This is a genomic window from Thermomonospora umbrina (genome assembly GCF_003386555.1).
In the GTDB taxonomy this organism is placed as follows: Bacteria; Actinomycetota; Actinomycetes; order Streptosporangiales; family Streptosporangiaceae; genus Thermomonospora; species Thermomonospora umbrina.
This window is the reverse complement of sequence record NZ_QTTT01000001.1, coordinates 1495223-1520579: the sequence shown is the minus strand read 5'-3', so window position 1 is coordinate 1520579 and position 25357 is coordinate 1495223. Positions and strand designations below refer to the sequence as shown.

The following is a 25357-nucleotide window of genomic DNA, read 5'->3' as shown; positions in this document are numbered from 1 at the left end:
GGGAACCGATCGGGCATGGAGGGCCGTCCGCAGGGTGTCCGCGGCATCGACCACGTCGGTGTCACCGTTCCCGATCTCGACGCCGCCACCGAGTTCTTCCGCGCGGCCCTGGACGCCGAGGTCCTGTACGACACCCTCCGGCGCGCCGACGGGCCCAACGGCGGCCCCGGCACGGAACGGCATTTGGGCGTGCCCCCCGGGACCCGGGAACTGGCCGTCCGGATGCTCGCCCTGCCCCACGGGCCGGGCCTGGAGTTGATGGAGTTCGCCGGCCCTCGGCAGAACGCGCCGTCGCTGCCCTGCGACCTGGGATGGCAGCATCTGGCGGTCTACGTGGACGACCTCGACGCCGCCGCCGAACGGGTCGCCGCAGCGGGCGGACGACTGCTGGACGAGCCCCGCCCCCTCCCCGGCCCGGAATCAGGCCCCCGCAACCGGTTCCAGTACACGCGGACACCGTGGGGCGGCACGCTCGAGCTGCTCACCTACCCCGACCCCCAGCCCTACGAGAACTCCACACCCCGCCGCCGATGGCGCCCCTGACCTGCGGGTTCTCGGCCCGTTCGAGAGTACGGGCCGTGGTGCCCACGTGTCCGTGCCGGCGCGGTCCGTGAAATCCCCGCGCGGTCCCGCCCGACAACCGATGCCGCCGCCCAAGGGGGTACGGCCGCGGGGCGAGCCTTCGGAGAGATCCCGGGCCTCTCCGGTGAGGGGCGTGGTGCCGCGCCGAGTCGGGGTCAGCCTCGGAGGCGGGCGATCAGGGTGCCGAGGTCGGAGTCGGCGGCCTCGTCGAGGGTGGTGTCCAGGGTCTCCCGGTAGGTGTGGGAGGCCGCCTCCTGCACCGTGCGGCCTCGGTCGGTGATGACGAGGTAGACGCCGCGGCGGTCGTCGGGACACAGGTCGCGCCGGGTGAGTCCGGCCGACTCCAGGCGGGCGGCCAGTCGGCTGACCGAGCTCTGGTTGAGGCCGATGCGTTCGGCGAGGTCCTGCATGCGCAGCTCGCCGTCGTCGGCCTCGGCGAGCCGGCGGAGCGCCCGATAGTCCGACAGCCCGAGGGCGTGCCGGCCCTGGAGCCGCCTGCCCAGCTCATGCTCGACCCTCGCGTACAGCGTGAGGACCTGGTCCCACGTCCGCGGATCCACCCTGCCACCTGCCTCCGTGCGGTTGACAAAAGTATATGCATGCGCAATATTTGCTTGCGTCTGCAACTATTGTATGTACATGCACATGGAGGCGTCATGTCCAGCACCACCGGCCGGTTCGAGCGGATCGCCACCACCCCGGACTGGTACGAGCCGTACCGCATCTCGCAGGCGATCCGGGCGGGCGACGTCATCTACGTCTCCGGCCAGGCCGGCATCGACGAGCGGGGGCGGACGGTCTCCGACGACTTCCTCGCACAGGGCCGGCAGGCGTTCGCCAACGTCGCGCGGGTGCTGGCCGAGGCGGGGGCCGACCTGTCCGACGTGGTCAAGGTCGGCATCTTCGTCACCGACATGGCGGCCGACCTCGACGACGTCATCAGGCTCCGCGAGGAGTTCCTGTCCCGCCCGTATCCGGCCGACACCCTGCTGGAGGTCTCGTCCCTGGCGCAGCCGGACTGGCGGATCGAGGTCGAGGTCACCGCCATCGCCCGCTGAAGTCCCGGGGGCGAGGTAATGCACCGCACTTCGCCCACCGGTTGACGATCAGTCGAGAAGATCACATACTCGTGACGAAAGCAGGGGGGTTCAACCTCCTGAGACCTTGTCGAACCTTCAATGGCAAGCCACCGGATTGTTTCCGTCCGCACCCAATCCATGCGCTTCGAAAGTTCCGAGGACCCAGGAGGTTTCATGTCGGTCGCCCGACTCATGTCCGCCGTCGCATTGTGCGCGGCGATGATCGCAACGGTGGTCGCGCCGATGGCGTCGGCGCAGGCCACGACCGCCCGACCGGCCACGACGCAGGTCGCCGCCTGCACTCTGACACCCACGAACGGGACCGTTCCGCGCACCGTCGGCGGCCGGCAATATCTCGTCAACGTCCCCTCCGGACTGACCGGTCAGGTGCCGCTGCTGCTCGCGCTGCACGGCGGCGGTGAGGGGGGCGCGAACCACGAGACCAATTCCGGATGGACGCAGTTCGCGGCGCAGAAGAAGTTCATCGTCGCCTATCCGACCGGCAGTGAAATGAACTACCCGCCGTCCTGGAAGCTCGGCCAGGACTCGGCGGACGTCGACCACCTCCGCGATGTCGTCGACGACATCGCGGCGACCTGGTGCGTCAACCCCGCGCGCGTGCACGCCGCCGGCTTCTCCAACGGCGGGCAGATGGCCGCGCGCCTGGCCTGCGACGAGTCGGACAAGTTCGCCTCCGTGGCGACGCACGCCGGTCCGCTCATGACCCTGGACTGCCTTCCGCTGCCCCGTAAGATCGCCGTCGGGGTGTCGGTGGGCGTGAACGACCCGTTGAAGTGGGCGATGGAGGGCCAGCGCGCCGCGTGGGTCCAGAACAACGAGTGCCCCGGCACCCAGTACCCCGAGACCGGTACCGGGGTGTCGGAGGCGTACCACTTCAACTGCCCCGACAACACGCAGGTGTACTGGCGGTTGTACAGCGGGCTCGACCATAAGTTCCCCGTGGGCGACCAGGGCATCGATCTCCGCAACCGGATGTGGACCCTGTTCGAGGACCACCCGCTCCCGTAACCACTGCGGAGCCGACCGGGCGCGTGGGGGACACGTCCCCCGCGCGCCCTCGGTCGTTCAGCCGACGTGGACCAGGGGGCGTCGCGCGGCGTCGGGCTCGGCCTGGCGGAGGATCTCGCGGGTGAGCGGCGGCACGTCGCCGCCGCCGAAGATCAGGTAGCGCAGCATGGCCTTCACGGGGTTGCCCTCCGCCCAGTGGAAGTAGACGTGGGGGAGCCGGCCCGTCTGGTCGCGGGTCTCCAGCAGGATGGCGGCGATGGCGTTGGAGACGCTGGGGCTGCGGGCCGTCATGATCCGGTATCCGTGACGTTCCTCGGCCTCCACGCGCAGCTCGATCTCGAACTGCGAGGCGTCGGTGACGGTGATCTCCAGGAAGACCAGCCGTTCGTCGCTGCGCAGCCGATGCAGCTCCCACGCCTCGCGCGCCTTGTCGACGTACTCGCGGTGGTCGCGACGGTCCGGCTCGTTGGCGATGAACCGGATGTCGCCGACCTCGCTCAGATAGCGGCGGGCCTCGTCGCACAGGGTCACGCTCGTGACGCGCAGTTCGGTCGAACGCGTCGCCCGGGAGACCAGCGAGGTCACCACGATCGCCACGCAGAACAGCACCGAGATGACCAGGCCGTCGGGGCGTTCGATGATGTTGGCGACCGTGGCGTAGGTGAACACCAGGGTGGTGAGGCCGAACGCGCCGGCCGCGCGGCGTCGCCCCCGCCGCCAGGCCGCCAGTGTCGCGGCGACCGCCGCCGACAGGATCAGCGCGAGCACGCCGGTGGCGTACGCGCCGCCCTGCGCCTCGACCTCGGCCCCGAAGAACACCGTGATCGCGAACGAGACCCCGGTGAAGATGAAGACCATGGGCCGCGTCGCCCGCGTCCAGTCCGGCGCCATGCCGTACCGGGGCAGATAGCGCGGCACGATGTTGATCAGTCCGGCCATCGCCGACGCGCCCGCGAACCACAGGATCGCGATCGTGGACAGGTCGTAGGCGGTGCCGAACCAGTCGCCGAGGTACTCGTGGGCGATGTACGCCAGCGCCCGCCCGTTGGCCTGCCCGCCCTCCTCGAACTCCTTCTCCGGGATCAGCACGGTCGTCGTGAAGCTGGAGGTGACGAGGAACACGCTCATGATGACCGCCGCCGTGGTCAGCAGCCGGCGGGCGCCCCGGATCCGTTCCCGCACGTCGCCCTTCACCAGCGGCATCACGGCCACGCCGGTCTCGAACCCGGACAGGCCCAGGGCCAGCTTCGGCATCACGAAGAGCGAGACGGCGATCATCGCCAACGGGCTGGAGTGGTCGGCCTCCAGGACGGTCCGCCAGTCGGTGACGAGCCCCGGATCGCCGACGACCTGGGCGATCGCCGTGCCCACCACCACGACGTTCAACGTCAGGTACACCGCCACGAGCACGACCGCGATCGAGATGGCCTCGGCGAACCCGACCAGGAACACCGCCCCGAGCGCCGCGATGAGCAGCAGCGTGACCGGCACCTGCCAGCCCGCGAGCCCGGCCGGGACGAACGGGTTGTGCAGGACGTGCGCGGTGGCGTCGGCGGCCGACAGGGTGATCGTGACGATGAACGCGGTGGCGACGAAGCCCAGCAGGAACAGCACGAGCAGCTTCCCGCGCCAGCCGGGCAGCAGGTTCTCCAGCATCGACAGCGAGCCCAGCCCGTGGGGGCTCTGCCCCGCCACCGATCGGTAGACCGGCAGCGCCCCGAACAGCGTCAACGCGACCAGCACCAGCGTCGCGATCGGGCTGAGCGCCCCGGCGGCCAGGGCGGCGATGCCGGGCTGATAGCCCAGCGTCGAGAAGTAGTCGACGCCGGTGAGGCACATCACCTGCCACCAGCGATGCTGCCGGTGCGGCACCTGTTCGTGCTCGGGGACGCCTCCGGGATGGGGGCCCGCCTTACGGCCGGGTCGCTGCAGTCCCTGGAGCAGCCACCGCCGCACCGCCGATCCCCCCGCCCGCTGGGCCTCCCCACTCACCGCCGCTCACCCCACGCCTTCCGACCGGTCACCGAAAACAGGCAACCTTACTCAAACCCCCCACCGGGGCCGCTCAGTGGCCCCGGCCGCGACCGCCCGGATCCGTCACGACCGGTCGGCAAGGCTCTACCCCGGGAGATGACACGGGACCTCTTCAGCAGTCCATGGGGTGTGCCGGGGTGCGCGTCCACCCCTGATGGGTAACAGTTGGTACATGAGTGGTTGCGGTGTGTGGTGGAGGTGGGTGGGTCGCCATGCGGCGGCCGTGCGGCGGCGCTCGATGCCGGGCCTGCCGGCGGGGCCGGCGGGTTCGCTGATGGGCTCGGTGGCCGACGGGGGCCGGGTGGTGGCGCGGGTGATGGTGGCCGGCGTCGCGGCCGGCGCGGTGATGGGCTCGGCGGTGGTGGCGCTCGGGACCGGGATGCTCTCGGTGGCGTACCTGTTGCAGGGCACCTGGCCGATGGCGGTGCTCCTGCTGACGGTGGCCGCGGCGGCGTTCGGCCCGGTACTGGCCGCCGGGTGGTGGGCGATGCGGCGTCCGGTGGTGCGCGCCGCGCGACGTCGCTGACCCGTTCTGGAGCGCCGCGTTCAGCGCCCCGACCGCCGTGAGGTGCCCGCCGCCGGCGTGCGGACATGGTGGGATCCCGGAACGCCCGACCAGGTGAGCCCGGACGGGGGAGAGCCCGACGGGTTCGGCACGCGCGCCCGGGCGCTCGCCATCACCGCGCCCGCACGCCTGCCCGCGTCCGTCCCCACGGTGCCGGTGTCGCCCGCGTCGGTGCCGTCGGTGAGGACGAACAGCCGGTTCAGGCCGGTGCGCTCCAGCAGCAGCGCGGGCTGGCCGGTCACCCCGGAGAGGATCAGGCCCCCGGCGGCGGCCCGCAGCCGCTTGTGGGCCTCGATCAGCACGCTCAGGCCGCTGGAGTCGCAGAACGTGAGGTCGGCCAGATCCAGCACCACGCGAGGGCGGCGATGGGTCAGCAGCACGCGGGCCAGGTGCCCTCGGAGCAGGGGCGCCGTCGCCAGGTCCAACTCCCCGACCGCCCGCACCACCACCCGATCCTCGCCGTTCTCGCCCCGCGGAGGCTCCGCCGTGGTCACGTGCATCTGCGGCCTGTTGACCGGCATCTCTCACACCCCGTTTGACCGATGGTCGTCTCGCCGTCATGGATGTACCCGTCGGGCGACGAACATTCCTGTCACTTGACGGGCCGGTCCCTCGCACGCGCCTGCGGGGTCGGTTCGCTGAACCAGGCGAGAGGGTGAGGTCCTCGTACGCTCACTTCTTCATCATCGGACCGCGGAACGACTGTCCTAAGGTGAACGGATGTCGACGATGCGCCGGTTGCCGCGGGGGCGGAACGCGCTGCCGCCCGAAGAGGTGGCCCGGCTGCAGCGTGCGCGGCTCTGTCAGGCGATGGCCGAGGTCATGGCGGAGAAGGGCTACGCCGGCACCGCCGTGGAGGACGTCCTCAAGCGCGCCGGGGTGTCGCGGCTGAGCTTCTACCGGCTGTTCGACTCCAAGATCGACTGCTTCATGGCCGCCCTGGACGGCTCGGCCGGACGGCTCCTCGAACGGGTCGCGGAGGCGCTCGGCTCGTCCGGCGCGGTCGCCGACCCGCTGGAGCGCTATGAGCGGGGTGTCGCCGCCTATCTGGACGCCCTCGAGGCGGAGTGGCCCTCGACCCGTCTCTGCCTGGTCGAGACCTATGCCGCAGGCCCGCGGGCCGTCGCCCACCGCAACGACTTCCACCAGGCCATGGCCGAGGTCCACGCCGACATCCTGGGCGTCACCGACGAGGTGGGCCTGCTGGCGTGCCGCATGGTCACCGCCGCGATCATCGCCCTCATCACGGCCCCGGTCGCGGAGAACGACCGCGAGGGCCTGCGCGCGGTGGGCCCCAAGGTGATCGACCACGTCCGCCTCCTCTGGAACCGCGGCGCGTTCGGCCCCGGGACCGGGCCCGGCTGACCCCCCGGCTCAAAAAGACGGTATTGTCTCCCTGCTCTCTGATCATGACTCCGCCAGAGACGAGGCATCACCGTGGCCGCACCGCTGCAGTCCACCGATCCCCGGCACCTCGGTTCCTACTGGCTCGCCGGCCGGCTCGGGGCCGGCGGTCAGGGCGTCGTCTACGAGGGCTACGACGCCGCCGGCACGCGCGTCGCCGTCAAGGCACTGCACGTCGACGCGATCAACGACGTCTACCGCGACCAGTTGAGCAAGGAGGTCGCCGCGCTCGGCAGGGTCGCGTCGTTCTGCACCGCCCGGGTGATCGAGACCGACCTCGACCACGTGCCGCCGTACCTGGTCAGCGAGTACGTCCCCGGTCCCAACCTGCAGTCCTGGGTGGAGCACCACGGGCCCTACGGCCCCGACGAGCTGTTCCGTCTCGCCATCGGCATCGCGACCGCGCTGGCCTCCATCCATCAGGCCGGGGTCGTGCACCGCGACCTGAAGCCGGCCAACGTCCTGCTCGGCCCCGACGGGCCGCGGGTCATCGACTTCGGCATCGCCCGCACCGAGGAGATGTCCCGCAGCGCGACCGCGATGAAGGGCACCCCCCGCTGGATGGCGCCCGAGGTGTTCCAGGGGCGGCCCGCCACGGCGGCCGTCGACATCTGGGCCTGGGGCACGGTCGTGCTGTACGCCGCGACGGGACGGCCCCCGTTCGACGCCGACACCCTTCCCTCGATCGCCCACCAGGTGCTCAACACCCGGCCGGACCTCGGCGCAGTGCCCCCGTCACTGCTCACGCTGGTCGAACGCGCCCTCTCCCGCGACCCCGCCGGCCGTCCCACCGCCCGGGAGCTCCTCGAGGGTCTCATCGGCAACGCCCCGCTGGAGGCCGGGAAGAGCGCCGCCGCCGCGCTCCCGGCCGCCGGCATCGCCCCGTCCCTCGCGGAGACGGCCGAGCAGGCGTACGCGAACCTCGACCCCGAGGCCCGCGCGGCGGTCCCGCGCGTCCTGCTCCGGATGGTCGGCAGCACCCCCGGCTCGTTCCGCGCCGTCGCCTTCCCCGACCTCCTGGACTCCGAGACGTCCGAGGCGGTGCTCAACCGGGTGCTCGCCGGCCTGATCGGGGCGGGGATCCTCGTCCACGACGGCGGCCGCTTCTCGCTCGCCGGTCCCGCGCTGGTCCGCGCCTGGCCGCGGCTGCGCGCCTGGGCCGCCGACGAGAGCCCCGTCCTGGAGGCGCACCACACGCTCGCCGACGCCGCCCGACGCTGGAACGACCACGGCCGCAAGCCCGGCGACCTCCTGCACGGCACCTCCCTGGACGAGGCCATCACCGGCGCCGTCGCGGGACGCCGGCACCTCACCCTGAACCTCCTCGAACGCGCCTACCTCGACGGCTCGATCACCGCCGCCCGCCGGCGAGGCCGCAACCGCACCCTGCTGAGCGTGGCGCTCGCCGTCCTCCTGGTCCTGTCGACCGGAACGGCCGGCACCTCGGTGATGCAGAGCCGGAGCCTGTCGGACAAGAACGAGGCCATCTCGCAGCAGCGCGACGAGGCGATCAGCTCCCAGGTCGCGGACGTCGCCACCGGCCTGCGCCGCGTCGACCCGCTCACCGCCCGGCGGCTGGCCGTCGTCGCGGGGGCCCTGGCCCCCGACTCGTTCGACACACGCAACGCGCTGGTGACGCTGTACCACCAGTGGGAGGAGGGCAGCTACGCGCCGCCGGGGATCCAGGGGTCGTGGGGGAAGACCTTCGCCGACCAGGGGCGGCTGCTCGCCTACGCCAAGGACCGCAACGTCAAGATCGTCGACCTCGACGCGCGCCGGGTGGTCCGCGAGTTCACGGTCCCGGGCACACCGATCGTGCGGTTCCAGCCGGGCCTGTCGATGAGCGACGACGGCAAGGTCATCTCGGTGCTGCACCAGGACGGCACGGTCGAGATCCACGACGTGGCGACCGGGCGACCGCGCCCCGTGACGTTCAAGGTCCCCGAACCGTACGTCGCGCTCAACCCCGACGGCACCCGGGTCCTGTCGATCCAGAACAAGCGGACCCTGGTGCGCGACACGGCCACGGCGAAGGTCGTCTTCGAACGCCCGTACCACTTCACCGCGGCGGTCATGACCGGCAAGAGTCTGATCGGCTCCCGCGGGGCCGAGCTGGAGGTCTGGGACCTCGAGACGAGGAAGGAGATCCGCGTCGAGGGACTCCGGCTCGGCAAGGAGGACATCGAAGACCTCGCCGTCAGCGCGAAGGGCGACGCGCTCGCCGTCCGGCAGGGCGAGCGGACCTTGCGGGTCGTCCTCCTCGGCGAGGGGACCACGGTGACCCGCACGATCCCGACGGTGAAGCGCTACGGCTCGCTCGACTTCACCCCCGACAGCAGGTACGTCAGGGTCGGCGGCACGATCTGGGACCCCACCTCCGCCCATGACGTACCGGTGTTCCGCTACAACATCGAGGACTGCTACAACGACGCCTTCGGCCCCGGCGGTCGCACCCTGCGCTGCGTGGACTCCCGGGACCAGGTGAACGACATCTCCCTGCGCACGATCCACGACACGGCACGCCTCGGCCGTCCGGCCCCCTTCGTCGACGCGGCGGCGCTCAGCGGCGACGGCTCCACCCTCGTCGTCCAGACCGCGCAGACGCTGGACGTCTGGGACCCGGTCAAGAGGGTCATGCGCGGCTCGCTGCCCATCCCCTCGGCGTCGAGCGACGGCAACTACGTGCTCTCCCGGGACGGACGCCTGCTCGCCGACATCCGCCGCGACGGCCGCATCGAGCTGTGGGACGTGCCCGCGAAGGCCAAGACGCTGACCCTCACGACGAACAAGCGCCTGGTCACTGAACAGCCGGTCGCCTTCTCCCCGGACGGCCGCACGCTGGCGACGCTCACCTACGACGACGCGCCCACCGTCCTCGACCTGTGGGACGTCCGGACGGGCACCCGCCGGGCCACGTCCACAGGGCAGACCGCCACGCCGAGCGAGCTGGGCGCCGGGTTCAGCATCTATGGCGACCCGCAGATCCTCTTCAGCCCGGACAGCCGCACCGTCGTCTCGTCCGTCGACCAGGGCGTCGTGGACGTCGCGACGGGCAAGCGCCTGGTGCCGCCGGCCGGCCTCGACTCGGCGCGGGCGATCGACCCCCGCGGCCTGATCGCCGCCGCCCGGGAGCGCACCGTCGAGTTCTGGGACTCCCGGAGCCTGCGCCCGACCGCCACCGCCTGGCTCGGCTCGCCCCCCGAGGGCGCCATGGCGTTCTCCGAGGACGGCCTGGTCGCCGCCTCCGACGGCTACGGACGGATCCGCCTGTGGGACATCCGGCGCAAACGCGCCCTCGGCCTGCACCTCACCGGCCACCACGTCGCCGAGAAGGACGCCGGCGAGTACTACGGGGCCAGGGCCGTCGTCTTCACCCGTGACGGCTCCCACGTCCTGAGCCTCGACGACAAGGGCAGGCTCCGCACGCACCTCATCGACCCGGCCGCGATCCGCGCGGACCTCTGCCGGCGTCTGGGCCCGCTGCCCCCGGCGGACTGGAGGACGCACGTTCCGTCGCTGCCGTACCGCAAGACCTGCTGAAACGGCTCGGGGCGGGTCAGTCGGTCGGGATGACCTGGCAGTCGTCGTTGTCGCCGCCGGAGCCGCCCTTCGGCGTCTCCCAGCGGAGACCGGTGGCCGGCACGTCGAGGAACGCGTAGGTCTCGCCGGCCTCCAAACAGTTGTCGTGGTCCCTGCCGACCACGATGCCGCCCAGGTCGGTGACGACGAAGCCCCGTCGGGGGTCCAGCGTCACCCGGACGGTGAAGCCGCCGACACGGCTGGCGCGGAAGGGGGCGTCGATGGGGACGACCCACATGCCCGAGGGCTTCTGCTCGACGAGGGCCCGGTCGCCCTCGTCGCCCGCCTGGTTGTAGCCGTCGATGTAGACGGTCGTGTTGGGCTGGATCTGCCGGAGCGCGGAGTTCTCGGTGGAGGAGCAGGCCGTCGTCACGGCGAGCACCGACAGCACCGTCGCGGTCAGCGTCGTGTAGCGCATGCGTATTCTCCCTGAAGACCCGGTTCCGGCGCATTCGCGCACCCCGAACGGTAGCGGGAACGTGCGTCGCGGCGAAGGCGGGCGCGACAACGGGGTATAACATTGTCGTGGCGATTGGTCCAGGGGAAGGCCCGCGGGAACGACTGCTCGAGGCGGGCATCCGCCTGCTCGAGCAGGACGGCCCGGAGGCGTTGAACGCCCGCAAGCTCGCGTCGGAGATCGGAGCGTCCACCCAGGTCGTCTACACCCACTTCGGCGGGATGGCCGGCTTCTACCAGGCGCTGATCCGCGAGTCGTTCGTCCTCTTCGGCGAGCGGCTGCGGGCCGTGCCGCTGACCGACGACCCGGTGGCCGACCTGCTGGCGCTCGGCCTCACCTACCGCGAGAACGCGCTGACCAACCCGCAGCGGTACCGCTTCATGTCCGGCGTCACCGCCCCGGGGACCGGCGTGGTGATCTCGCACGACATCATCGCCGAGGGCACCCCCAGCGTCCTGGACGACGTCAACGCCACCTTCCTGCCCCTCGTCGAGGCGGTACGGCGGGCCATGGCGGTCGGCCGGATGCGGGACGACGACGTCATCGGCGTCGCGGGCCAGTTCTGGAGCATGATCCACGGCTTCGTGTTCCTGGAGCTGGCCGGCGTGTTCGGCCACGAGGGCCACGGCGTCGTCCACGTGCTGGCCCCCCACGCGGTCAACCTGCTGGTCGGGCTCGGCGACGAGCGCGAGGCGGCCGAGGCCTCGGCCCTCGCCGTCGCCCCCGACCCGCTCGTCCCCGAGGGCGTCACGATCCCGGCCGCCGGGTCGCAGCAACCCCGCCGAGGCCGCCGCCCGGGACGCTGAACCGCCGGTCTCCGCGCGCGGCGAACGCCCCGATGGCCCGGGTCAAGGGCGCGCGGCTAAGGTGGTGGGATGTCCGCCGTGAACGAGGTCGGCGCCTGATGGGCCTGGCCGTCTGCGTGTTCTGCGCCTCCAGCAGCCGGATCGATCCCCACCACGTCGAGCTGGCCGCCGAGGCCGGGGCCGAGCTGGCCCGCCGCGGCCACACCCTGGTCAGCGGCGGCGCCCAGGTCTCCTGCATGGGCGCGGTGGCCCGGGCCGCCCGCGCCGGCGGCGCCCGCACCATCGGGGTGATCCCACAGGCCCTGGTCAGCGTGGAGATCTCCGACGAGGACAACGACGAGCTGATCGTCACCTCCGACATGCGCTCCCGCAAGGCGGAGATGGACCGGCGCTCGGACGCGTTCCTGGTCCTGCCCGGCGGCATCGGCACGCTGGAGGAGCTGTTCGAGATCTGGACGGCGCGGGTCCTGGGCATGCACGACAAGCCGCTGGTCATCCTCGACCCGACCGGCGTCTACGACCCGCTGCGCGACCTGATGACGAACCTCGCCGACCAGGGCTTCGCCCGTCCCAAGATCTTCGACGCCGTCGGCTGGACCGGCTCGGTGGAGGAGGCGTTCGACCTCCTGGAGGGCCGCCCCGTCCGCATCGAGCCCACCGCCGAGGACTACGCCGAGGCCGAGCCCTAAACCCGCGTCATGTCCCTGAACAGGGACGATCATCACCGGTACGGGGCCCGTTCACCAGGGGTTCACGGGTGACCGAAACGCTCCGCATGATCGAACGTCATGCACAAAGGAGCGCATATGTCCGTCTCTCGCCGCGGCGTCATGAAGGGCGGGACCGCCGGTGCGCTGTCCATCGCCCTCGCCGGCAGCCTGGACACCGTCTTCCAGACCGAGGCCGGCGCCGCCACCGGTGAGGCCCACGGCTACGGACCGCTGATCCCCGACCCCAAGGGCGTCCTCGACCTGCCCGAGGGCTTCTCGTACACCGCCCTGTCGGCCGAGGGCGAGACCATCGCGCCGGGCGTTCGGGTCCCCGGTAAGCACGACGGCATGGCCACCTTCCGGGGCGGCCACCCGGGCTCGCTGCGGCTCGTCCGCAACCACGAGCAGCGCAGCAGCGGCGTCAAGCCGGTCGCGCCCGCCGCCCTGGTGTACGACCCGGCGGCGTACGGGGGCACCACCACGCTCGAGGTCGACCGGCACGGTCGGCTGCTCGGCCAGGAGATCAGCCTCGCCGGCACGGCGGTCAACTGCGCCGGCGGCGCCACCCCGTGGGGCACCTGGCTGACCTGCGAGGAGACCGAAGGCTTCACCGGCGAGACCAAGAGCCACGGCTGGGTCTTCGAGGTCGACCCGACCGGCCGGCGCACCGAGCCCGAGCCGATCAAGCCGCTGGGCCGGTTCGCCCACGAGGCCGTCGCCGTCGACCCCCTCACCAACACCCTGTACCTCACCGAGGACGCCGGGGGCCCGTTCGGGCTGTTCTACCGCTTCCTGCCGCGGAGCCACCGGGGCGGCTACCACTGCTACCAGGCCGGCGGCGAGCTGCAGGCCATGCTCGTCCCGGGCGTCCCCGACCTGGCCGCCGTGGACGAGGTCGGCGCCAGGTTCCGGGTGACGTGGGTGCCCGTGGGCGACCCGGAGGCCAAGACCACCTCCATCCGCAAGCAGTTCGAGGACGAGCAGGTCACCCGCAGCCAGAAGCTCGAGGGCGCCTGGTGGGGCCGCAACTCGGCGTACTTCGTGGCCAGCTACGCCGAGCGGGGCTCCGGCGCCGCCGGCGACCACGCCGGGCAGGTCTGGCGTTACCACCCGCGCAGCCGGATGCTGGAGTTGGAGCTGCTGTTCAAGCCGGGCGGCAGGTACGACGGTCCGGACAACATCACCGTCTCCCCGTACGGCGGCGGCGTGATCCTCGCCGAGGACGGCGACGGTGAGCAGTTCCTCATCGGCACCACCAAGCAGGGCAAGACCTTCTCCTTCGCCAAGAACGCGCTCAACGAGAGCGAATTCGCCGGGGTGACCTTCTCCCCGGACGGCCGCGTGCTGTTCGCCAACCGCCAGAGCCCGGGCGTGACCTTCGCGATCACCGGCCCCTGGCACCACATCAAGCGCTAGTCGCGCAGACCGAGGGCGGGCCCGCCGTGATCGCGGGCCCGCCCTTCGTCGGCTCTCGGCCCGTTCGCCGGTCAACGGTCCGCTCCGGCGGCGGCGCGGCGGCGCATAAGCTGTGACGGCGCTGCCAAGCCATGCCTGGATCGTGGCACGATCGAGGTGGGAGACCCGGACAGAGGGGAGCCGTACCGTGCTCGTGGCCTGCGTGGTGGCCGGGGTGGCCGTCCTGGCGGGGGTCGTCGCCGTCGCCATGGGCCGTGGCGGGGAGCTGAGCGAGACGCACTCCGACCACCCCCCGCTCCAGATGCCGACCGGACGGCGGCTGACCGGCCCCGACGTGGCGCTGCTCCACCTGCCGCACGGCCTGTGGGGCTATCAGACCGACGTCGCCGACGAGGCCCTGCACCGGCTCGCGTACGCGCTGAGCGAGCGCGACGCCCGGGTGGCCGCGCTGGAGGACCAGGTCGCCGAGCTGCACCGACGGCTCGACCGGGGCTCCGGGCACGACGAACCCGCCAACGGTGGCCCGGTCTGGGATGACGCGGACGCCACCCCCTGGGACGAGGCCGCCGACGACGAGTACGTCGACGAGTTCACCGACGGCCCGGTCGACGGGCGCGCCGACGCCTCCGGGGCCGAGAGCCGGGGGGCCGGATGAGCCAGGTGGCCGTCAGCGCGGACGTCTCCTCCCACGCCCCGGCCGACCGCGTCTTCGCGGTGCTGACCGACTGGCCCCGGCACGCGGAGTGGATGCCGTTCACCCGCGCCGAGGGCGGCCACGGGGTGGGCGCCACCCTCGAGGGCCGGACGGGTGTCGGCCCTGTCGGCTTCCTCGACACCATGGTGATCACCGAGTGGCTGCCGGGTCGTCGGGTGGCCGTCCGGCACACCGGACGGGTGGTGCGCGGCGAGGCGTGGTTCGAGACCGGCCCGCTGCCCGGCGGCGGCAGCACCGTGGTGTGGGCCGAACGCCTCGACCTGCCGCTGGGCCCGCTGGGCCGGGCCGGCTGGGTGGTGGTCGGGCCGCTCACCCGGTGGTTCATGAGACTGGGCCTGCGCCGGCTGGTCCGGCTGGCCGGAGGGTGACGTTGAGCGGTCCCGTCATGGGCCTCGACGGCCTCGCCCGCTGCCCCTGGGGGTTGTCGGCGCCCGACTACATCGCCTACCACGACGAGGAGTGGGGCCGCCCGGTCACCGACGACCAGGGCCTCTACGAGCGCCTGTGCCTGGAGGCGTTCCAGTCGGGCCTGTCGTGGATCACCATCCTGCGCAAGCGGGAGGGCTTCCGCTCGGCCTTCGCGGGGTTCGACGCCGCCGAGGTCGCCGGCTACGGCCCCGACGACGTCGCCCGCCTGCTCGCCGACCCCGCCATCGTCCGCAACCGGGCCAAGATCGAGGCGACGATCGCCAACGCGCGCGCCTTCCTCGACCTGCCCGACGGCCTCGCCGCACTGGTCTGGCGCCACGCCGACCACGACGCTCCCGCCCCCGTGACCGTCGCGGACGTGCCCGCCTCGACCCCGGGCTCCACGGCGCTGTCCAAGGAGCTGAAGAAGAACGGCTTCAAGTTCGTCGGCCCCACCACGGCATACGCCCTGATGCAGGCGTGCGGCCTCGTCGACGACCACCTCACCGGCTGCCACCGCCGAGGCGCGTACGACGCCCTCCGCCCCTAGCCGCCCACACCCTCCCGGGCGGCGCGAATGTCCCGGTCGTTCAGCCTCCGCCACGCTCCGGTGGTGAACACGGCCGCGCAGCCCAGCCCCAGCCAGAACGGCGCGGCCAACCCGAACCGCTCGGCCAACAGACCACCGAGCACCGCGCCGAGGAACATGCCGGCCGTGCCCACGAGCCGGTAGGCGGCATGGACCCGGCCGAGCAGATCCGCCGGCACGAGCGTCTGCCGCAGCGAGGCCCCGACGGCGGAGAACACCGCCAGATGAGCGGTGAACGGCAGCAGGATCAACACCGCCACCAGCACGTCACGAGTCGACGCCAACCCCGCGTAGGCGGCCATCTCGAGCAGCAACCCGAGGCGCAGCGTGGTGCCGGGACCGAGCGCCGCCACGATCCGGCCGGTCAGCATCCCACCGGCGACACCCCCCACGGCCGCCGTGGCCAGCAGCAGCCCATAGCCGACCGCACCGAGGCCGAGCCGTTCGTGCGCCACCAGGACCATGACCGAGAACACCGAGCCCAGGCCCACGTTGGACAGCCCCACGGTCAGCGTGACGGTGCGCAGCAGCCGATGGTCGCGCAGCCACCGGGCCCCGTCCGCGATGGCCGTCCGCAGGCCCACCGGCCGTGCCGCCGTATCGGACGTCCGGTCGAGGGCCGGCAGCGTCAGCACCAGCGCGATGACCGACAAGAGGGCGCCGGCGTCGACGACGAACGGTGCCCAGGCGGCGAGCACGAACAGCCCTCCGCCCAACGGTCGGGAGACGAGCTGCTCGCAGACCACCTTGGTGGCCTGCAGCCGCCCGTTGGCCTGCTCCAGCCGTTCCGGCGCGACCAGCGCGGGCACGGCGGTGGCGGACGCCCCGTCGAACAGCAGACCCGCACAGCCCACCAGGAAGAACACCCCGTACAGCAGGGGCAGCGACGCCCGGTCCGCCGCCACGGCGAGCCCCAGCGGCGCGAGCGCGGCGACCCGCACCACGCAGGCGGCGATCATCAGCCGCCGCCGGTCCAGCCGGTCCACCAGCACTCCGCCGGGCAGGCCGAACAGCAGCCAGGGCAGCAGTTGGGCGACCATGACCCCGGAGACCGAGATCGGGTCGCGGGTCAGGGATACGGCCAGGAGGGCCCCGGCGATCTGCGTGACCCCGTCGCCCAGGCCCGAGATCGTGCCGGCCGTCCAGAGTCTGCCGAAAGCCCCGCCGAGCGCCATGGGTCCAGTGTGGTCGCCCCGGGCGCGAACGCTCAGGCGCTCAGGCGCTCCGGGAACAGGCTCATCGGGGCGCCGGCGGGCTCGTCGACGAGTCGTCCGTCGTTGAGGTGCAGGATCCTGTCCGCGTACGAGGCGACCGTCGGGTCTTGCGTGACCATCACCACAGTCTGGCCGTACGCGTCCACCGCGCCCCGCAGGAAGCTCAGCACCTCGCGACCGGAGACGGCGTCCAGGTCGCCGGTCGGCTCGTCGGCGAGCACCACCTCGGGCCGGTTCACCAGCGCGCGGGCCATCGCCACCCGCTGCCGGCGGCCGTCCGACAGGTCGGCGGGCCGTTGCCCCAGCCGTTCGCGCAGGCCCAGTGCGTCGACCAGGGTGGCGAACCACTCCTCGTCGATCCGTCGGGACGCCAGCCGGCCGGTCAGCCGGATGTTCTCCTCGACCGTCAACAGCGGCAACAGGTTGAACTCCCGGAACACGAACCCCAGCCGGTCGCGCCGCAGCTTGGCCAGCCGCCCCGCCGACAGCCGGGTGACGTCCGTTCCGGCGATCACCACCCGGCCCGACGTGACGGGCTCCAGTCCGGCCATGCAGTGCAGCAGCGTCGACTTGCCCGAACCCGGGGGGCCCAGGATCGCGGTGAACTCGCCCCGGGCGAACCCGATCGAGACGCCGCGCAGCGCCTCCACCGCGCCGTGGGCCTTCACCAGGCCGGTGGTCTCGGCCACATGTTCCACTCGCGCCGGCCCGGGCCGGAGGTCCATCAGAGTCATGTGCTCAGCCAAGCCCGCGGGGGCTCGGGAGTCATTGGCGCGGCCCGCAGAACCGTGGTGGGGACAGCCCCACCCAGTGGGCCCGTCCCGTCGTCTCGATGCCCGATGACCAGGTAGAACAGGGCGTGAGGCGGCGTCTCGGGGGATCTGGATGCTGATCGTTACCACTTCGCGCCCGGAAGACGAGATAATGACTACTACGGATGATGCGGATGCGAACGGCGGCCACGCGGCCAAAGGTGTCCGGCACGCGGCCCTAGGCAGGAAGGGGATGCACGCATGGCGGCGATGAAGCCGCGGACGGGTGACGGTCCGCTCGAAGTGACCAAGGAGGGGCGTGGCATCGTGATGCGCGTCCCGCTGGAGGGTGGCGGACGCCTCGTCGTCGAGCTCTCCGCCGAAGAGGCCAGCGAGTTGGGCGACGCTCTCAAGAACGTCGTCGGCTGACACAACCTCACGTTCCATCGGTTTCGCGGTGGCGGTCCCGGCTGCGCCGGGGCCTCCACCGCCATGGCACCGCACTTCGGCGGCACATAGGGGGACCAGATGCCGATCCACACCCGGATCAGCACCGCGACCGGCACGCCGGGCACGGCCGCGCTCACCGAGGGGGCCGAGCTGCTGGCCCTGCCCGTCCGCCCGGGCCCCGAGGTCGACCCCGCCGCCCTGGGTGTCACGGCCCCCGTGGACCTGGCCGCTCTGCTGGCGTTCCACGACGCCAAGGGCGAGGCCGGAGAGGTCGTCGCCTGCCCGCTCACCCTCGGCGACCGCCCCGCCGAGCTGCTGCTGTACGGGGTCGGCGACGGCTCCGCGAGCGCGCTCCGCAAGGCGGGCGCCACGGTGGCCCGCCGCGCCAAGGGACGGCGGGGCCTGGTCGTGGCCGCCCCCGAGGGCGGTGACCTCGCCGCGTTCGCCGAGGGCGCGCTGCTGGCCTCGTACGAGTTCTGGATCGGCGAGGCCCCGCGCAAGCGCTCGGTCGGCGCCCTCACGGTGCTCACCGCCGACCCCGCCGCCGCCGCGGCGGTCGAACGCGGTGCGACGATCGCCTCCGCGACCGCGCTGGCCCGCGACCTGGCCAACACCCCCTCCACCGACAAGACCCCGGCCTGGCTGGCCGAGCGGGCCGCCGAGATCGCCGCGCGCGCGGGCCTGCGGGTCCGGGTCCGCGACGAGCGGGCGCTCCGCGACGAGGGCTTCGGCGGGCTGATCGCGGTCGGGTCCGGGTCGGTGCGCCCGCCCCGGCTGATCGAGCTGACCTACGAGCCCGACGGCGGCGCGGAGCGCCACCTGGTGCTGGTCGGCAAGGGCATCACGTTCGACAGCGGCGGGCTGTCGCTCAAGCCCAACGACAACATGAAGACGATGAAGACCGACATGGCCGCCGGCGGCGTGGTCCTGGCGGTCATGGGGGCGCTGCGCGACCTCGGCGTACGGGTCCGGGTCACCGGGCTGGTGGCGGCGGCCGAGAACATGCCGTCCGGCACCGCCATGCGCCCCAGCGACGTCATCACCCACTACGGGGGCCGCACCTCGGAGGTCCTCAACACCGACGCCGAGGGGCGGCTCGTCCTGGCCGACGCGCTCGCGTACGCCGACGCCGTCCTGGAGCCCGACGCCGTGGTCGACATGGCCACCCTCACCGGGGCCGCCAAGGTCGCGCTGGGCCTGCGGTACGGCGCGCTGTTCGCCACCGACGACGCGCTGGCCGCCGGCCTCGCCGAGGCGGGCGACGGCTGCGGCGAGCCGGTGTGGCGGCTTCCCCTGGTGGAGGACTACCGGGTCGCGATCGAGTCCGACGTCGCCGACGTGGCCAACATCGAACGGCGCGGCTTCGGCGGCGGCGCGATCATGGCGGCCCTGTTCCTGCGCGAGTTCGTCGGGGACCGCCCGTGGGCCCATCTCGACATCGCCGGGCCCGGCCGCTCGACCTCCGACGACGCCGAGATCACCAAGGGCGCCACCGGCTACGGCGCCCGCCTCCTGCTGTCCTGGCTGACCGGCCGGCACTGAGCCGGGCCGGGGGCCTCACGCGCGTCGGCGGTCGATGACGTCCACGTCGTGACGGGCGACCTCGGCGACGATCGCCTTCAACGGGACGTCCCAGTCGGGTTCGGAGATCAGCACCCAGGGCGCGTGCCGGGCGCCCGGGAGATCGGCCAGGACCAGCGCGACGAGATGCGGACGGGGCGCCGTCCGGGCGTGGTCGACGATCTCCGGATCCGAGAGGAACAGCAGGTGGTCGCGCACCCGACTGCCGCGCGCCGCCACGCTCCGGCTGATCAGGCACAGGCCCGCGACGTCCGACCAGGGCAGGAACCGGTCACGGCGGCGGGGACGGGGCCAGGGCGCGGGACGGCGGACGCCCTCGTCGTCCACCTCCAGCAGCGGGCGGCGGCTCAGCAGCGCCCCGGCGGCCAGCACCGCGCCGCCGCCGAAGAACGCACCGCCGAGCACCCCCAGGATCACGAACCCGGCGGCGGCCCAGCCGCCGCCGCGCAGACCTCCGACGACGAACGCCGCCGAGGCCCCGAAGGCGATCAGCGGCGACACCACCCGGCCCGCCTGGTACCACGACGGCCGCAGCCGTACCGCGAGCATCCGGCCGGACCCGGTCAGGCGCGCTTCAGGGCGCAGAGCAGCCCGTCGCCGACCGGCAGCAGCATCGGCACCAGCCGGTCGTCGTCGCGGATGAGCCGCCCGACCTCGCGGATCGCCAGCGTCTCCGGGTCGCGCCGCGCCGGGTCCGCGACGCGGTCGTGCCACAGCGCGTTGTCGAACGCGACCACGCCACCAGGCCGCAACAACCGCAGCGCCGCCGTCAGGTACTCGGGGTACTCCTGCTTGGCGGCGTCGCAGAACACCATGTCGTAGGCCCCGTCGGTGAGCCGGGGCAGCACGTCCAGGGCACGCCCGACGATCATGCGGGTGCGGGAGGGGCTGAAGCCCGCCGCCGCGTACGCGTCCTTGGCCAGCCGCTGGTTGGCCACCTCGAGGTCCACACTGGTCAGCACGCCGTCCGAGCGCATCCCGCGCAGCATCCAGATGCCCGAGACGCCGCATCCGGAGCCGATCTCGACCACCGTGCGGGCGTCCAGCACCGCGGTCAGGAACCGCAGGGCGGCGCCGCCCGCCGGGCCGATCGGCACCGCGCCGACCTCCTCGCCGAGCCGCCGGGCGTTGAGCAGCGCCTCGTCCTCGGGGAGGTACTCCTCCACGAAAGCCAGGGTGGCCTTGACCGCGTCGATGGCTGCCTCCCTCTGTGCCCCTGGTCTGCTGGGAACGACCCTATCGCTGACCGGAGGAAGACTCGCGTTCCGAGACCCGGGCGGGGGAGACCGGCCCCGGGACGGGGAACTAACCGGACGCCGACGGCGTTCAAAGGGAGAGTCGGTCCAAGAACGCCCAGCCCAGGCGTGACCGTTGTCGCCTCGACGCGGCATGTTCGTCGCAAGAGAGGAGCCCGGCCATGAGTGGCGGAGTGCTGGAGGTGCGGCCATGAACGTGGCGGCACTCTCGCTGACGGGGGGAGTCGCGGCCCGTGACCGCGAGCACGCGCCGGAGGCCCACTGGGAGCCGCCGTCGTGGGACGAGGTCGTGCGCGAGCACTCGGCCCGGGTGTACCGGCTGGCCTACCGGCTGACCGGCAATCCCCACGACGCCGAGGACCTCACGCAGGAGGTCTTCGTCCGGGTGTTCCGCTCCCTGTCGAACTACACGCCGGGCACCTTCGAGGGCTGGCTGCACCGCATCACCACCAACCTGTTCCTCGACATGGCGCGCCGCAGGCAGCGCATCAGGTTCGAGGGGCTGGCCGACGACGCCGCCGAACGGCTGCACGGCCGTGAGCCGACCCCGGCCCAGGCGTTCGACGACCGCAACTTCGACGCCGACGTGCAGTCGGCGCTGGACGCGCTGGCGCCCGAATACCGTGCCGCCGTGGTCCTGTGCGACATCGAGGGTCTCTCCTACGAGGAGATCGCCGCCACGCTGGGCGTCAAGCTCGGCACCGTGCGCAGCCGCATCCATCGGGGGCGTGCGCAACTGCGGGCGGCCCTGGAGCACCGCGCGCCGCGCCGCATGGCGGCGGCCGAGAGCCGCTGAGGCTGAGGGACACGTAGTGGAGGACTACGCGTGACTTGTCTGGGGGAGCGTCTGACCGCACTGGTCGACGACGAGTTGGATCATGACGAGCGCGATCGCGCGCTCGCCCATCTCGCCGGCTGCCGCACGTGCCGGGAGGAGGCCGACACGCTGCGCCGGCTCAAGAGCCGATTGCGCGGGTTGTCCACGCCCCCGCGTCCCGCGGCCCCCGACGTGCCCGACGCCGACTTCCTCAAGCGCCTGGTCGCCTTGGGCGAGCCGCCCGGCTCCTCCGAGAAGTCCGAGTCCTCCGAACGCTTCGGGGGGCCGCGACCGCCCGGTCCCGGCGTACCGGAGTGGCGGGAGCCGTCCGGCGCGCCGCGGCGCAGGCCCGGGGCCGCCGTCGCCCCGCCGCCGGGCCGACGTCCGCTGGGCCCCGCGCGTCCCCTCACCCCCCGGCCGTACGACAACCGCCCGTCGCCCCGCGCCGGCGCCGCGATGGCGGCCCGGCGTCGCATTCCACGCCGTTATCTGGCCGCCGGCGCGGCCGCCATGGTCCTCGGACTCGGCACCACCTCGTACGTCGCCGGCGGGCGGGCCGATCAGGGCCCGTCGGTCGTCCCGGCGTTCGACCGGATGGAGGCCGAGCACGCGCTGACGAATGGCGTGATCCCTCTCACGGAGACCTCGCCCGTCCCGGCACGACCGTGACCCAGGGGTTCGAACCCGCGCCCCCGGTCCCGCTCGGCAGACGGGGCACCTGGGTCGTGGGCGGCCTCGCCACCGCGGTGTTCATCGCGTGGGCGCTGGCCGGGGACGCCTGCGCGATCCGCCGGGCCGACAGCGACCCCGAGGCCCTCGAACTGCTGCGCGACACCGCCGCGGCCGCCCGTCGCACCCCGTACCAGGGCACGCAGGTGCGGACCATGCTGACCACCGGCGGCCCGGCCCGGACCGTGGTCAAGGTCGCGCACTCGACCGGCGGGAGCCCCGGCGCCGCCACGCGGGGCACGTCCGTCGCCGGCGTGGCGCCCAGCACGCCCGCGGCCCCCGAGGCGTTCCCGGCGGCCGCCGTCGCGCCCGGTGGCACGCTGTCCGGCTTCACCCCCGGCATGCTGGCCCTGCTGACCCGTAACTACGCGGTCGTTCGGGCCGACGACGGCACCGTCTGCGGTCGCCGCGCCCGGGTCGTGGAGGCGCGCCGGGGGGACGGCAGCGCCGCCGGACGGTTCTGGATCGACGCCGAGACCGGCCTGATGCTGCACCGCGAGCTGATCGACGACGGCGGCACCGTGGTCAGCGCCGCCGGTTTCTCCGAGCTGCGGATCAGCGCGCCCCGGATCCCGATGTCGGCCCCCTCCGCCGTCGCCGCGCCCTGGCGGTCGCTGGCCGCCGCCGAGATCGGGGCCCTGCGGGAGCGCGGCTGGCGGCTGCCCCGCGCCCTGCCGGGCGGCCTCTCGCTGGTGAACGTGCGGCTTTCCGGTCCCGCCGGCGGGCCGGTGCATCTGAGCTACTCCGACGGCCTGGCGGCGGTGTCGGTGTTCGTCCAGCGCGGCCGGTTGAACGTCCGGCGACTGGCCGGATGGCGTCGGACGGTCTCCGCCGGGCGTCCGGTCTTCCGCCGCGAATCCCGCGGACGCTGGGCCCTGTGGGCGGGTGATGGCTATGTTTATACGGTTCTGACCGACGCCCCTCAGGTCACCGCCGACGGAGTGGTGTCGGCACTGCCGCATGGCGACACCGGTTTCTGGGGACGCCTGCGGCGCGGGGCCTCCCGAATCGGGACATGGGCGAATCCGTGGAACTGATCGGGTCTTATGCTCATCACATGTCCCGATGGGCACGATGACCCTGGACTGACGAGAACTCTGCCCGCTAGGAGAGATGGCGCACATGACGGAAGACAGCCGCAGGTCTGTCGACGATCCGCCGCGCGAGGACGAGCACATCGTCCCCGGCTCCGCCGCCGGACAGCAGGACGAGGGCCCCGGCGCCGCGCCGAAGACCGTCGCCGACATCGAGCAGGTGGCCGGCGGGCCGGTCGACGACTCCGACGAGCCCGCGCCCGCGTCCGCGTCCGGTGACGAGCGGCACGACCTGCCCCGGGACCTTCCTCAGGACGACCTCCCCGAGGACCTTCCCCAGGACGACCTTCCCCAGGATCTGCCCCGGGACGACGTTCCGCAGGACGCCGGCTTCGCGCCCCCCGACGCCCCGGGAGCCTCCGACGACGAGGAGCGGGCGGGGAACGTGCCGGGCGACAAGCTGCTGGTGTCCTCGCCGCCCGCGGTGATGGAGATGCCCGCCGCGGCCTACGAGGGCGACACCCCGTCCCGGCCGCAGGGGCGGCCCCAGCAGTACGAGGCGTACGGCCAGCCGCCGCCGCCCTACCGCGAGGCGCCCGCGGGTGCCTACGGTCAGGCGGCCGGTCACGAGCAGCCGCCGCCCTACCAGGAGCCCTCCCAGTACGGGCAGGAGCCCTCGCAGGCCCCGTACCCGCCGGACGGCCGTCCCCGTCCCGGGTTCGTCCCCCACAACCAGGACCCGCGCGAGGCCGGCCGGTACGGCTGGCCGCCCGCGCAGCACTCCTCGCCCCCGCCGCCGCCGTCCGGCCCGCCGCTGTCCACGGCGCCGCCGCCGCCCGCCGGCGCGGGGCCACTCGACCAGGTGGGCTTCGGCGGCCCGGCGGGTCCGGCCGGCCCCGGTGGCCCCGGTGGCCCCGGCGGCGGTCCCAACTGGAGCCCCGTTCCGGGTGCCCCGCCCACCCCGCGCCGCGGCGCGCCCCCGCTCGGGGTGCTGGCCGCGGTGGCGCTGATCGTGGCGCTGGTGGCCGGCGCGCTCGGCGCGGGCATCGGCGTGATGGCCGCCGACGACGACGGCGGCGGGACCGCGGGAGTCGACTTGAGCGGCGGCGGAGACAAGAACCCCGTGAAGGTCCGGCCGCCGGACTCGGTGGCCGGCATCGCCCAGAAGGTCACCCCCAGCGTGGTATCCATCCGGGTCCAGTCGGGCAACGAGGGCAGCGGCGGCACCGGCTTCATCGTGCAGGGCGGCTACATCATCACCAACAACCACGTGGTCGCCTCGGCCGCCCAGGGCGGCGGCCGGATCGAGGTGGTCTTCCACGACAAGAAGACCACCCCCGCCGACATCCAGGGCACCGACCCGGCCTCCGACATCGCGGTGCTCAAGCCGCGCACCGCGCACAGCCTGCCCCCGCTGGCCATCGGCGACTCCGAGAGCCTGGCGGTCGGCGACCCGGTCATCGCCATCGGCTCGCCGCTGGGCCTGGAGGGCTCGGTGACCGCCGGCATCGTCAGCGCGCTGAACCGCGCCGTCCCCACCCGGAGCGAGGGCGGCGGCGGCGACGCCTCGGTGATCCCCGCCATCCAGACCGACGCGGCCATCAACCCGGGCAACTCCGGCGGTCCGCTGGTCGACGGCAAGGGCCGGGTGATCGGCATCAACACCGCGATCGTCACCCTCGGCGGCGGGCTGGGCGAACAGGGCGGCAACATCGGCCTGGGCTTCGCCATCCCGATCAACCACGGCCGGCGGGTCGCGCAGGAGATCATCAACACCGGCAGCGCCAAGCGCACCCTGCTCGGCATCGGCATGGACGCGCTGTTCCCCGGCCCCGGGGTGCGGATCTCCGAGCGCGAGCAGAACGGCATCCCGCCGCTGGTCAAGGACGGCCCGGCGGAGAAGGCGGGCCTGCGCCCCGGCGACGTGATCACCGCGATCGACGGCAAGCCGATCGAGGACCGGGTCGACCTGTCCGGCGCGATCCAGAGCAAGGCCCCCGGCACCACCATCCGGGTGACCTTCCAGCGCGGCGGCCGGGAGCAGACCGTGAACGTCGTTCTCGCGGCGGCCAACTGACGTCAACCCGACGCGGTCCGGGACGATCCGGGCTGCGGCTACGCTGAGGGGGCCGGGCCGCGCAGGCCCGGCCC

26 protein-coding genes are annotated in these 25357 nt (G+C 73.0%); 18 read left to right on the top strand and 8 right to left on the bottom strand.

The genetic code is table 11. The annotated features are described in order from the left end of the window. Window positions 1-15: 15 nt before the first annotated feature. Window positions 16-543: a VOC family protein gene (locus DFJ69_RS06580; RefSeq protein WP_116021654.1), complete on the top strand. Its 528-nt coding sequence runs from the start codon at window positions 16-18 to the stop codon at window positions 541-543. A gap of 194 nt (window positions 544-737) precedes the next feature. Here DFJ69_RS06580 and DFJ69_RS06575 read toward each other — a convergent pair whose 3' ends face one another. Then, entirely contained in the window at window positions 738-1142 is a 405-nt protein-coding gene (locus DFJ69_RS06575) for a MarR family winged helix-turn-helix transcriptional regulator (RefSeq protein WP_116021653.1), read from the bottom strand. Window positions 1143-1238: 96 nt separating this feature from the next. Between DFJ69_RS06575 and DFJ69_RS06570 the strand changes: the two genes are divergently transcribed. Together DFJ69_RS06570 and DFJ69_RS06565 are read left to right on the top strand one after the other, a co-directional pair. Beyond that, window positions 1239-1640, top strand: a complete 402-nt coding sequence (locus DFJ69_RS06570; RefSeq protein ID WP_116021652.1) for a RidA family protein — start codon at window positions 1239-1241, stop codon at window positions 1638-1640. Window positions 1641-1835: 195 nt separating this feature from the next. Next, the gene (locus tag DFJ69_RS06565) at window positions 1836-2690 is read left to right on the top strand and encodes a CE1 family esterase (protein ID WP_170177554.1); all 855 of its coding nucleotides are present in this window, start codon (window positions 1836-1838) and stop codon (window positions 2688-2690) included. A gap of 57 nt (window positions 2691-2747) precedes the next feature. Here the strand turns inward: DFJ69_RS06565 and DFJ69_RS06560 are convergent, their stop codons facing one another. Then, the gene (locus DFJ69_RS06560; RefSeq protein WP_116021650.1) at window positions 2748-4682 is read right to left on the bottom strand and encodes an APC family permease; all 1935 of its coding nucleotides are present in this window, start codon (window positions 4680-4682) and stop codon (window positions 2748-2750) included. Between the two features lie 244 nt (window positions 4683-4926). Between DFJ69_RS06560 and DFJ69_RS06555 the strand changes: the two genes are divergently transcribed. After that, window positions 4927-5250 (top strand): hypothetical protein, encoded by a 324-nt coding sequence (locus DFJ69_RS06555; RefSeq protein ID WP_147312226.1) that lies wholly within the window; start codon window positions 4927-4929, stop codon window positions 5248-5250. A gap of 20 nt (window positions 5251-5270) precedes the next feature. Here DFJ69_RS06555 and DFJ69_RS34850 read toward each other — a convergent pair whose 3' ends face one another. After that, window positions 5271-5810, bottom strand: a complete 540-nt coding sequence (locus DFJ69_RS34850; RefSeq protein ID WP_116021648.1) for an STAS domain-containing protein — start codon at window positions 5808-5810, stop codon at window positions 5271-5273. A gap of 199 nt (window positions 5811-6009) precedes the next feature. Between DFJ69_RS34850 and DFJ69_RS06545 the strand changes: the two genes are divergently transcribed. Further along, window positions 6010-6654, top strand: a complete 645-nt coding sequence (locus DFJ69_RS06545; protein WP_116021647.1) for a TetR/AcrR family transcriptional regulator — start codon at window positions 6010-6012, stop codon at window positions 6652-6654. Between the two features lie 72 nt (window positions 6655-6726). Continuing rightward, complete coding sequence (locus DFJ69_RS06540; protein WP_116021646.1) at window positions 6727-10233, top strand: WD40 repeat domain-containing serine/threonine protein kinase; 3507 nt, start codon at window positions 6727-6729, stop codon at window positions 10231-10233. A 16-nt stretch (window positions 10234-10249) separates the two neighbouring features. Here DFJ69_RS06540 and DFJ69_RS06535 read toward each other — a convergent pair whose 3' ends face one another. Continuing rightward, window positions 10250-10690, bottom strand: coding sequence for a hypothetical protein (locus DFJ69_RS06535; RefSeq protein ID WP_116021645.1), 441 nt, complete (start codon window positions 10688-10690; stop codon window positions 10250-10252). 107 nt (window positions 10691-10797) lie between these two features. On the opposite strand from DFJ69_RS06535, the gene DFJ69_RS06530 reads away from it, so the two are divergent. The 6 genes from DFJ69_RS06530 (at window position 10798) to DFJ69_RS06505 (ending at window position 15334) form a co-directional block, all read left to right on the top strand. Then, window positions 10798-11535, top strand: coding sequence for a TetR/AcrR family transcriptional regulator (locus tag DFJ69_RS06530; protein ID WP_211328529.1), 738 nt, complete (start codon window positions 10798-10800; stop codon window positions 11533-11535). Window positions 11536-11633: 98 nt separating this feature from the next. Next, complete coding sequence (locus DFJ69_RS06525) at window positions 11634-12224, top strand: LOG family protein (protein ID WP_116021644.1); 591 nt, start codon at window positions 11634-11636, stop codon at window positions 12222-12224. A gap of 117 nt (window positions 12225-12341) precedes the next feature. Continuing rightward, window positions 12342-13661 carry an alkaline phosphatase PhoX gene (locus DFJ69_RS06520; RefSeq protein WP_116021643.1) on the top strand — a complete coding sequence of 440 codons (1320 nt, stop codon included), beginning with the start codon at window positions 12342-12344 and terminating at the stop codon, window positions 13659-13661. A gap of 187 nt (window positions 13662-13848) precedes the next feature. Further along, a complete protein-coding gene (locus DFJ69_RS06515) occupies window positions 13849-14316 on the top strand; it encodes a hypothetical protein (RefSeq protein ID WP_116021642.1) in 468 nt (155 codons plus the stop codon). Further along, a complete protein-coding gene (locus DFJ69_RS06510; protein ID WP_116021641.1) occupies window positions 14313-14744 on the top strand; it encodes an SRPBCC family protein in 432 nt (143 codons plus the stop codon). Before DFJ69_RS06515 ends, DFJ69_RS06510 begins: the two co-directional genes overlap by 4 nt. Before the next feature lie 2 nt (window positions 14745-14746). Continuing rightward, a complete protein-coding gene (locus DFJ69_RS06505; RefSeq protein WP_281275819.1) occupies window positions 14747-15334 on the top strand; it encodes a DNA-3-methyladenine glycosylase I in 588 nt (195 codons plus the stop codon). On the opposite strand, the gene DFJ69_RS06500 is transcribed toward DFJ69_RS06505, so the two are convergent. Both DFJ69_RS06500 and DFJ69_RS06495 read right to left on the bottom strand, forming a co-directional pair. Then, window positions 15331-16548 (bottom strand): MFS transporter, encoded by a 1218-nt coding sequence (locus DFJ69_RS06500; RefSeq protein WP_116021640.1) that lies wholly within the window; start codon window positions 16546-16548, stop codon window positions 15331-15333. The genes DFJ69_RS06505 and DFJ69_RS06500 overlap by 4 nt on opposite strands. Before the next feature lie 32 nt (window positions 16549-16580). Next, complete coding sequence (locus DFJ69_RS06495; RefSeq protein WP_116021639.1) at window positions 16581-17321, bottom strand: ABC transporter ATP-binding protein; 741 nt, start codon at window positions 17319-17321, stop codon at window positions 16581-16583. A gap of 279 nt (window positions 17322-17600) precedes the next feature. On the opposite strand from DFJ69_RS06495, the gene DFJ69_RS06490 reads away from it, so the two are divergent. Both DFJ69_RS06490 and DFJ69_RS06485 read left to right on the top strand, forming a co-directional pair. After that, window positions 17601-17768 (top strand): DUF3117 domain-containing protein, encoded by a 168-nt coding sequence (locus DFJ69_RS06490; protein WP_103938117.1) that lies wholly within the window; start codon window positions 17601-17603, stop codon window positions 17766-17768. A gap of 99 nt (window positions 17769-17867) precedes the next feature. Beyond that, a complete protein-coding gene (locus tag DFJ69_RS06485) occupies window positions 17868-19331 on the top strand; it encodes a leucyl aminopeptidase (protein WP_116021638.1) in 1464 nt (487 codons plus the stop codon). A gap of 15 nt (window positions 19332-19346) precedes the next feature. Here DFJ69_RS06485 and DFJ69_RS06480 read toward each other — a convergent pair whose 3' ends face one another. Further along, complete coding sequence (locus tag DFJ69_RS06480; RefSeq protein WP_116021637.1) at window positions 19347-19919, bottom strand: hypothetical protein; 573 nt, start codon at window positions 19917-19919, stop codon at window positions 19347-19349. A gap of 14 nt (window positions 19920-19933) precedes the next feature. Next, window positions 19934-20536, bottom strand: a complete 603-nt coding sequence (locus tag DFJ69_RS06475) for an O-methyltransferase (protein ID WP_116021636.1) — start codon at window positions 20534-20536, stop codon at window positions 19934-19936. A gap of 280 nt (window positions 20537-20816) precedes the next feature. On the opposite strand from DFJ69_RS06475, the gene sigE reads away from it, so the two are divergent. The 4 genes from sigE to DFJ69_RS06455 all read left to right on the top strand — a co-directional run bounded on the left by sigE (window position 20817) and on the right by DFJ69_RS06455 (window position 25283). After that, complete coding sequence (gene sigE / locus DFJ69_RS06470) at window positions 20817-21422, top strand: RNA polymerase sigma factor SigE (protein ID WP_211328528.1); 606 nt, start codon at window positions 20817-20819, stop codon at window positions 21420-21422. Window positions 21423-21452: 30 nt separating this feature from the next. Beyond that, complete coding sequence (locus DFJ69_RS06465; RefSeq protein WP_116021635.1) at window positions 21453-22112, top strand: anti-sigma factor family protein; 660 nt, start codon at window positions 21453-21455, stop codon at window positions 22110-22112. Then, window positions 22109-23209 carry a sigma-E factor regulatory protein RseB domain-containing protein gene (locus DFJ69_RS06460; protein WP_116021634.1) on the top strand — a complete coding sequence of 367 codons (1101 nt, stop codon included), beginning with the start codon at window positions 22109-22111 and terminating at the stop codon, window positions 23207-23209. Before DFJ69_RS06465 ends, DFJ69_RS06460 begins: the two co-directional genes overlap by 4 nt. A gap of 85 nt (window positions 23210-23294) precedes the next feature. Next, complete coding sequence (locus tag DFJ69_RS06455) at window positions 23295-25283, top strand: trypsin-like peptidase domain-containing protein (RefSeq protein WP_116026443.1); 1989 nt, start codon at window positions 23295-23297, stop codon at window positions 25281-25283. The last annotated feature ends 74 nt before the right edge of the window (window positions 25284-25357 follow it).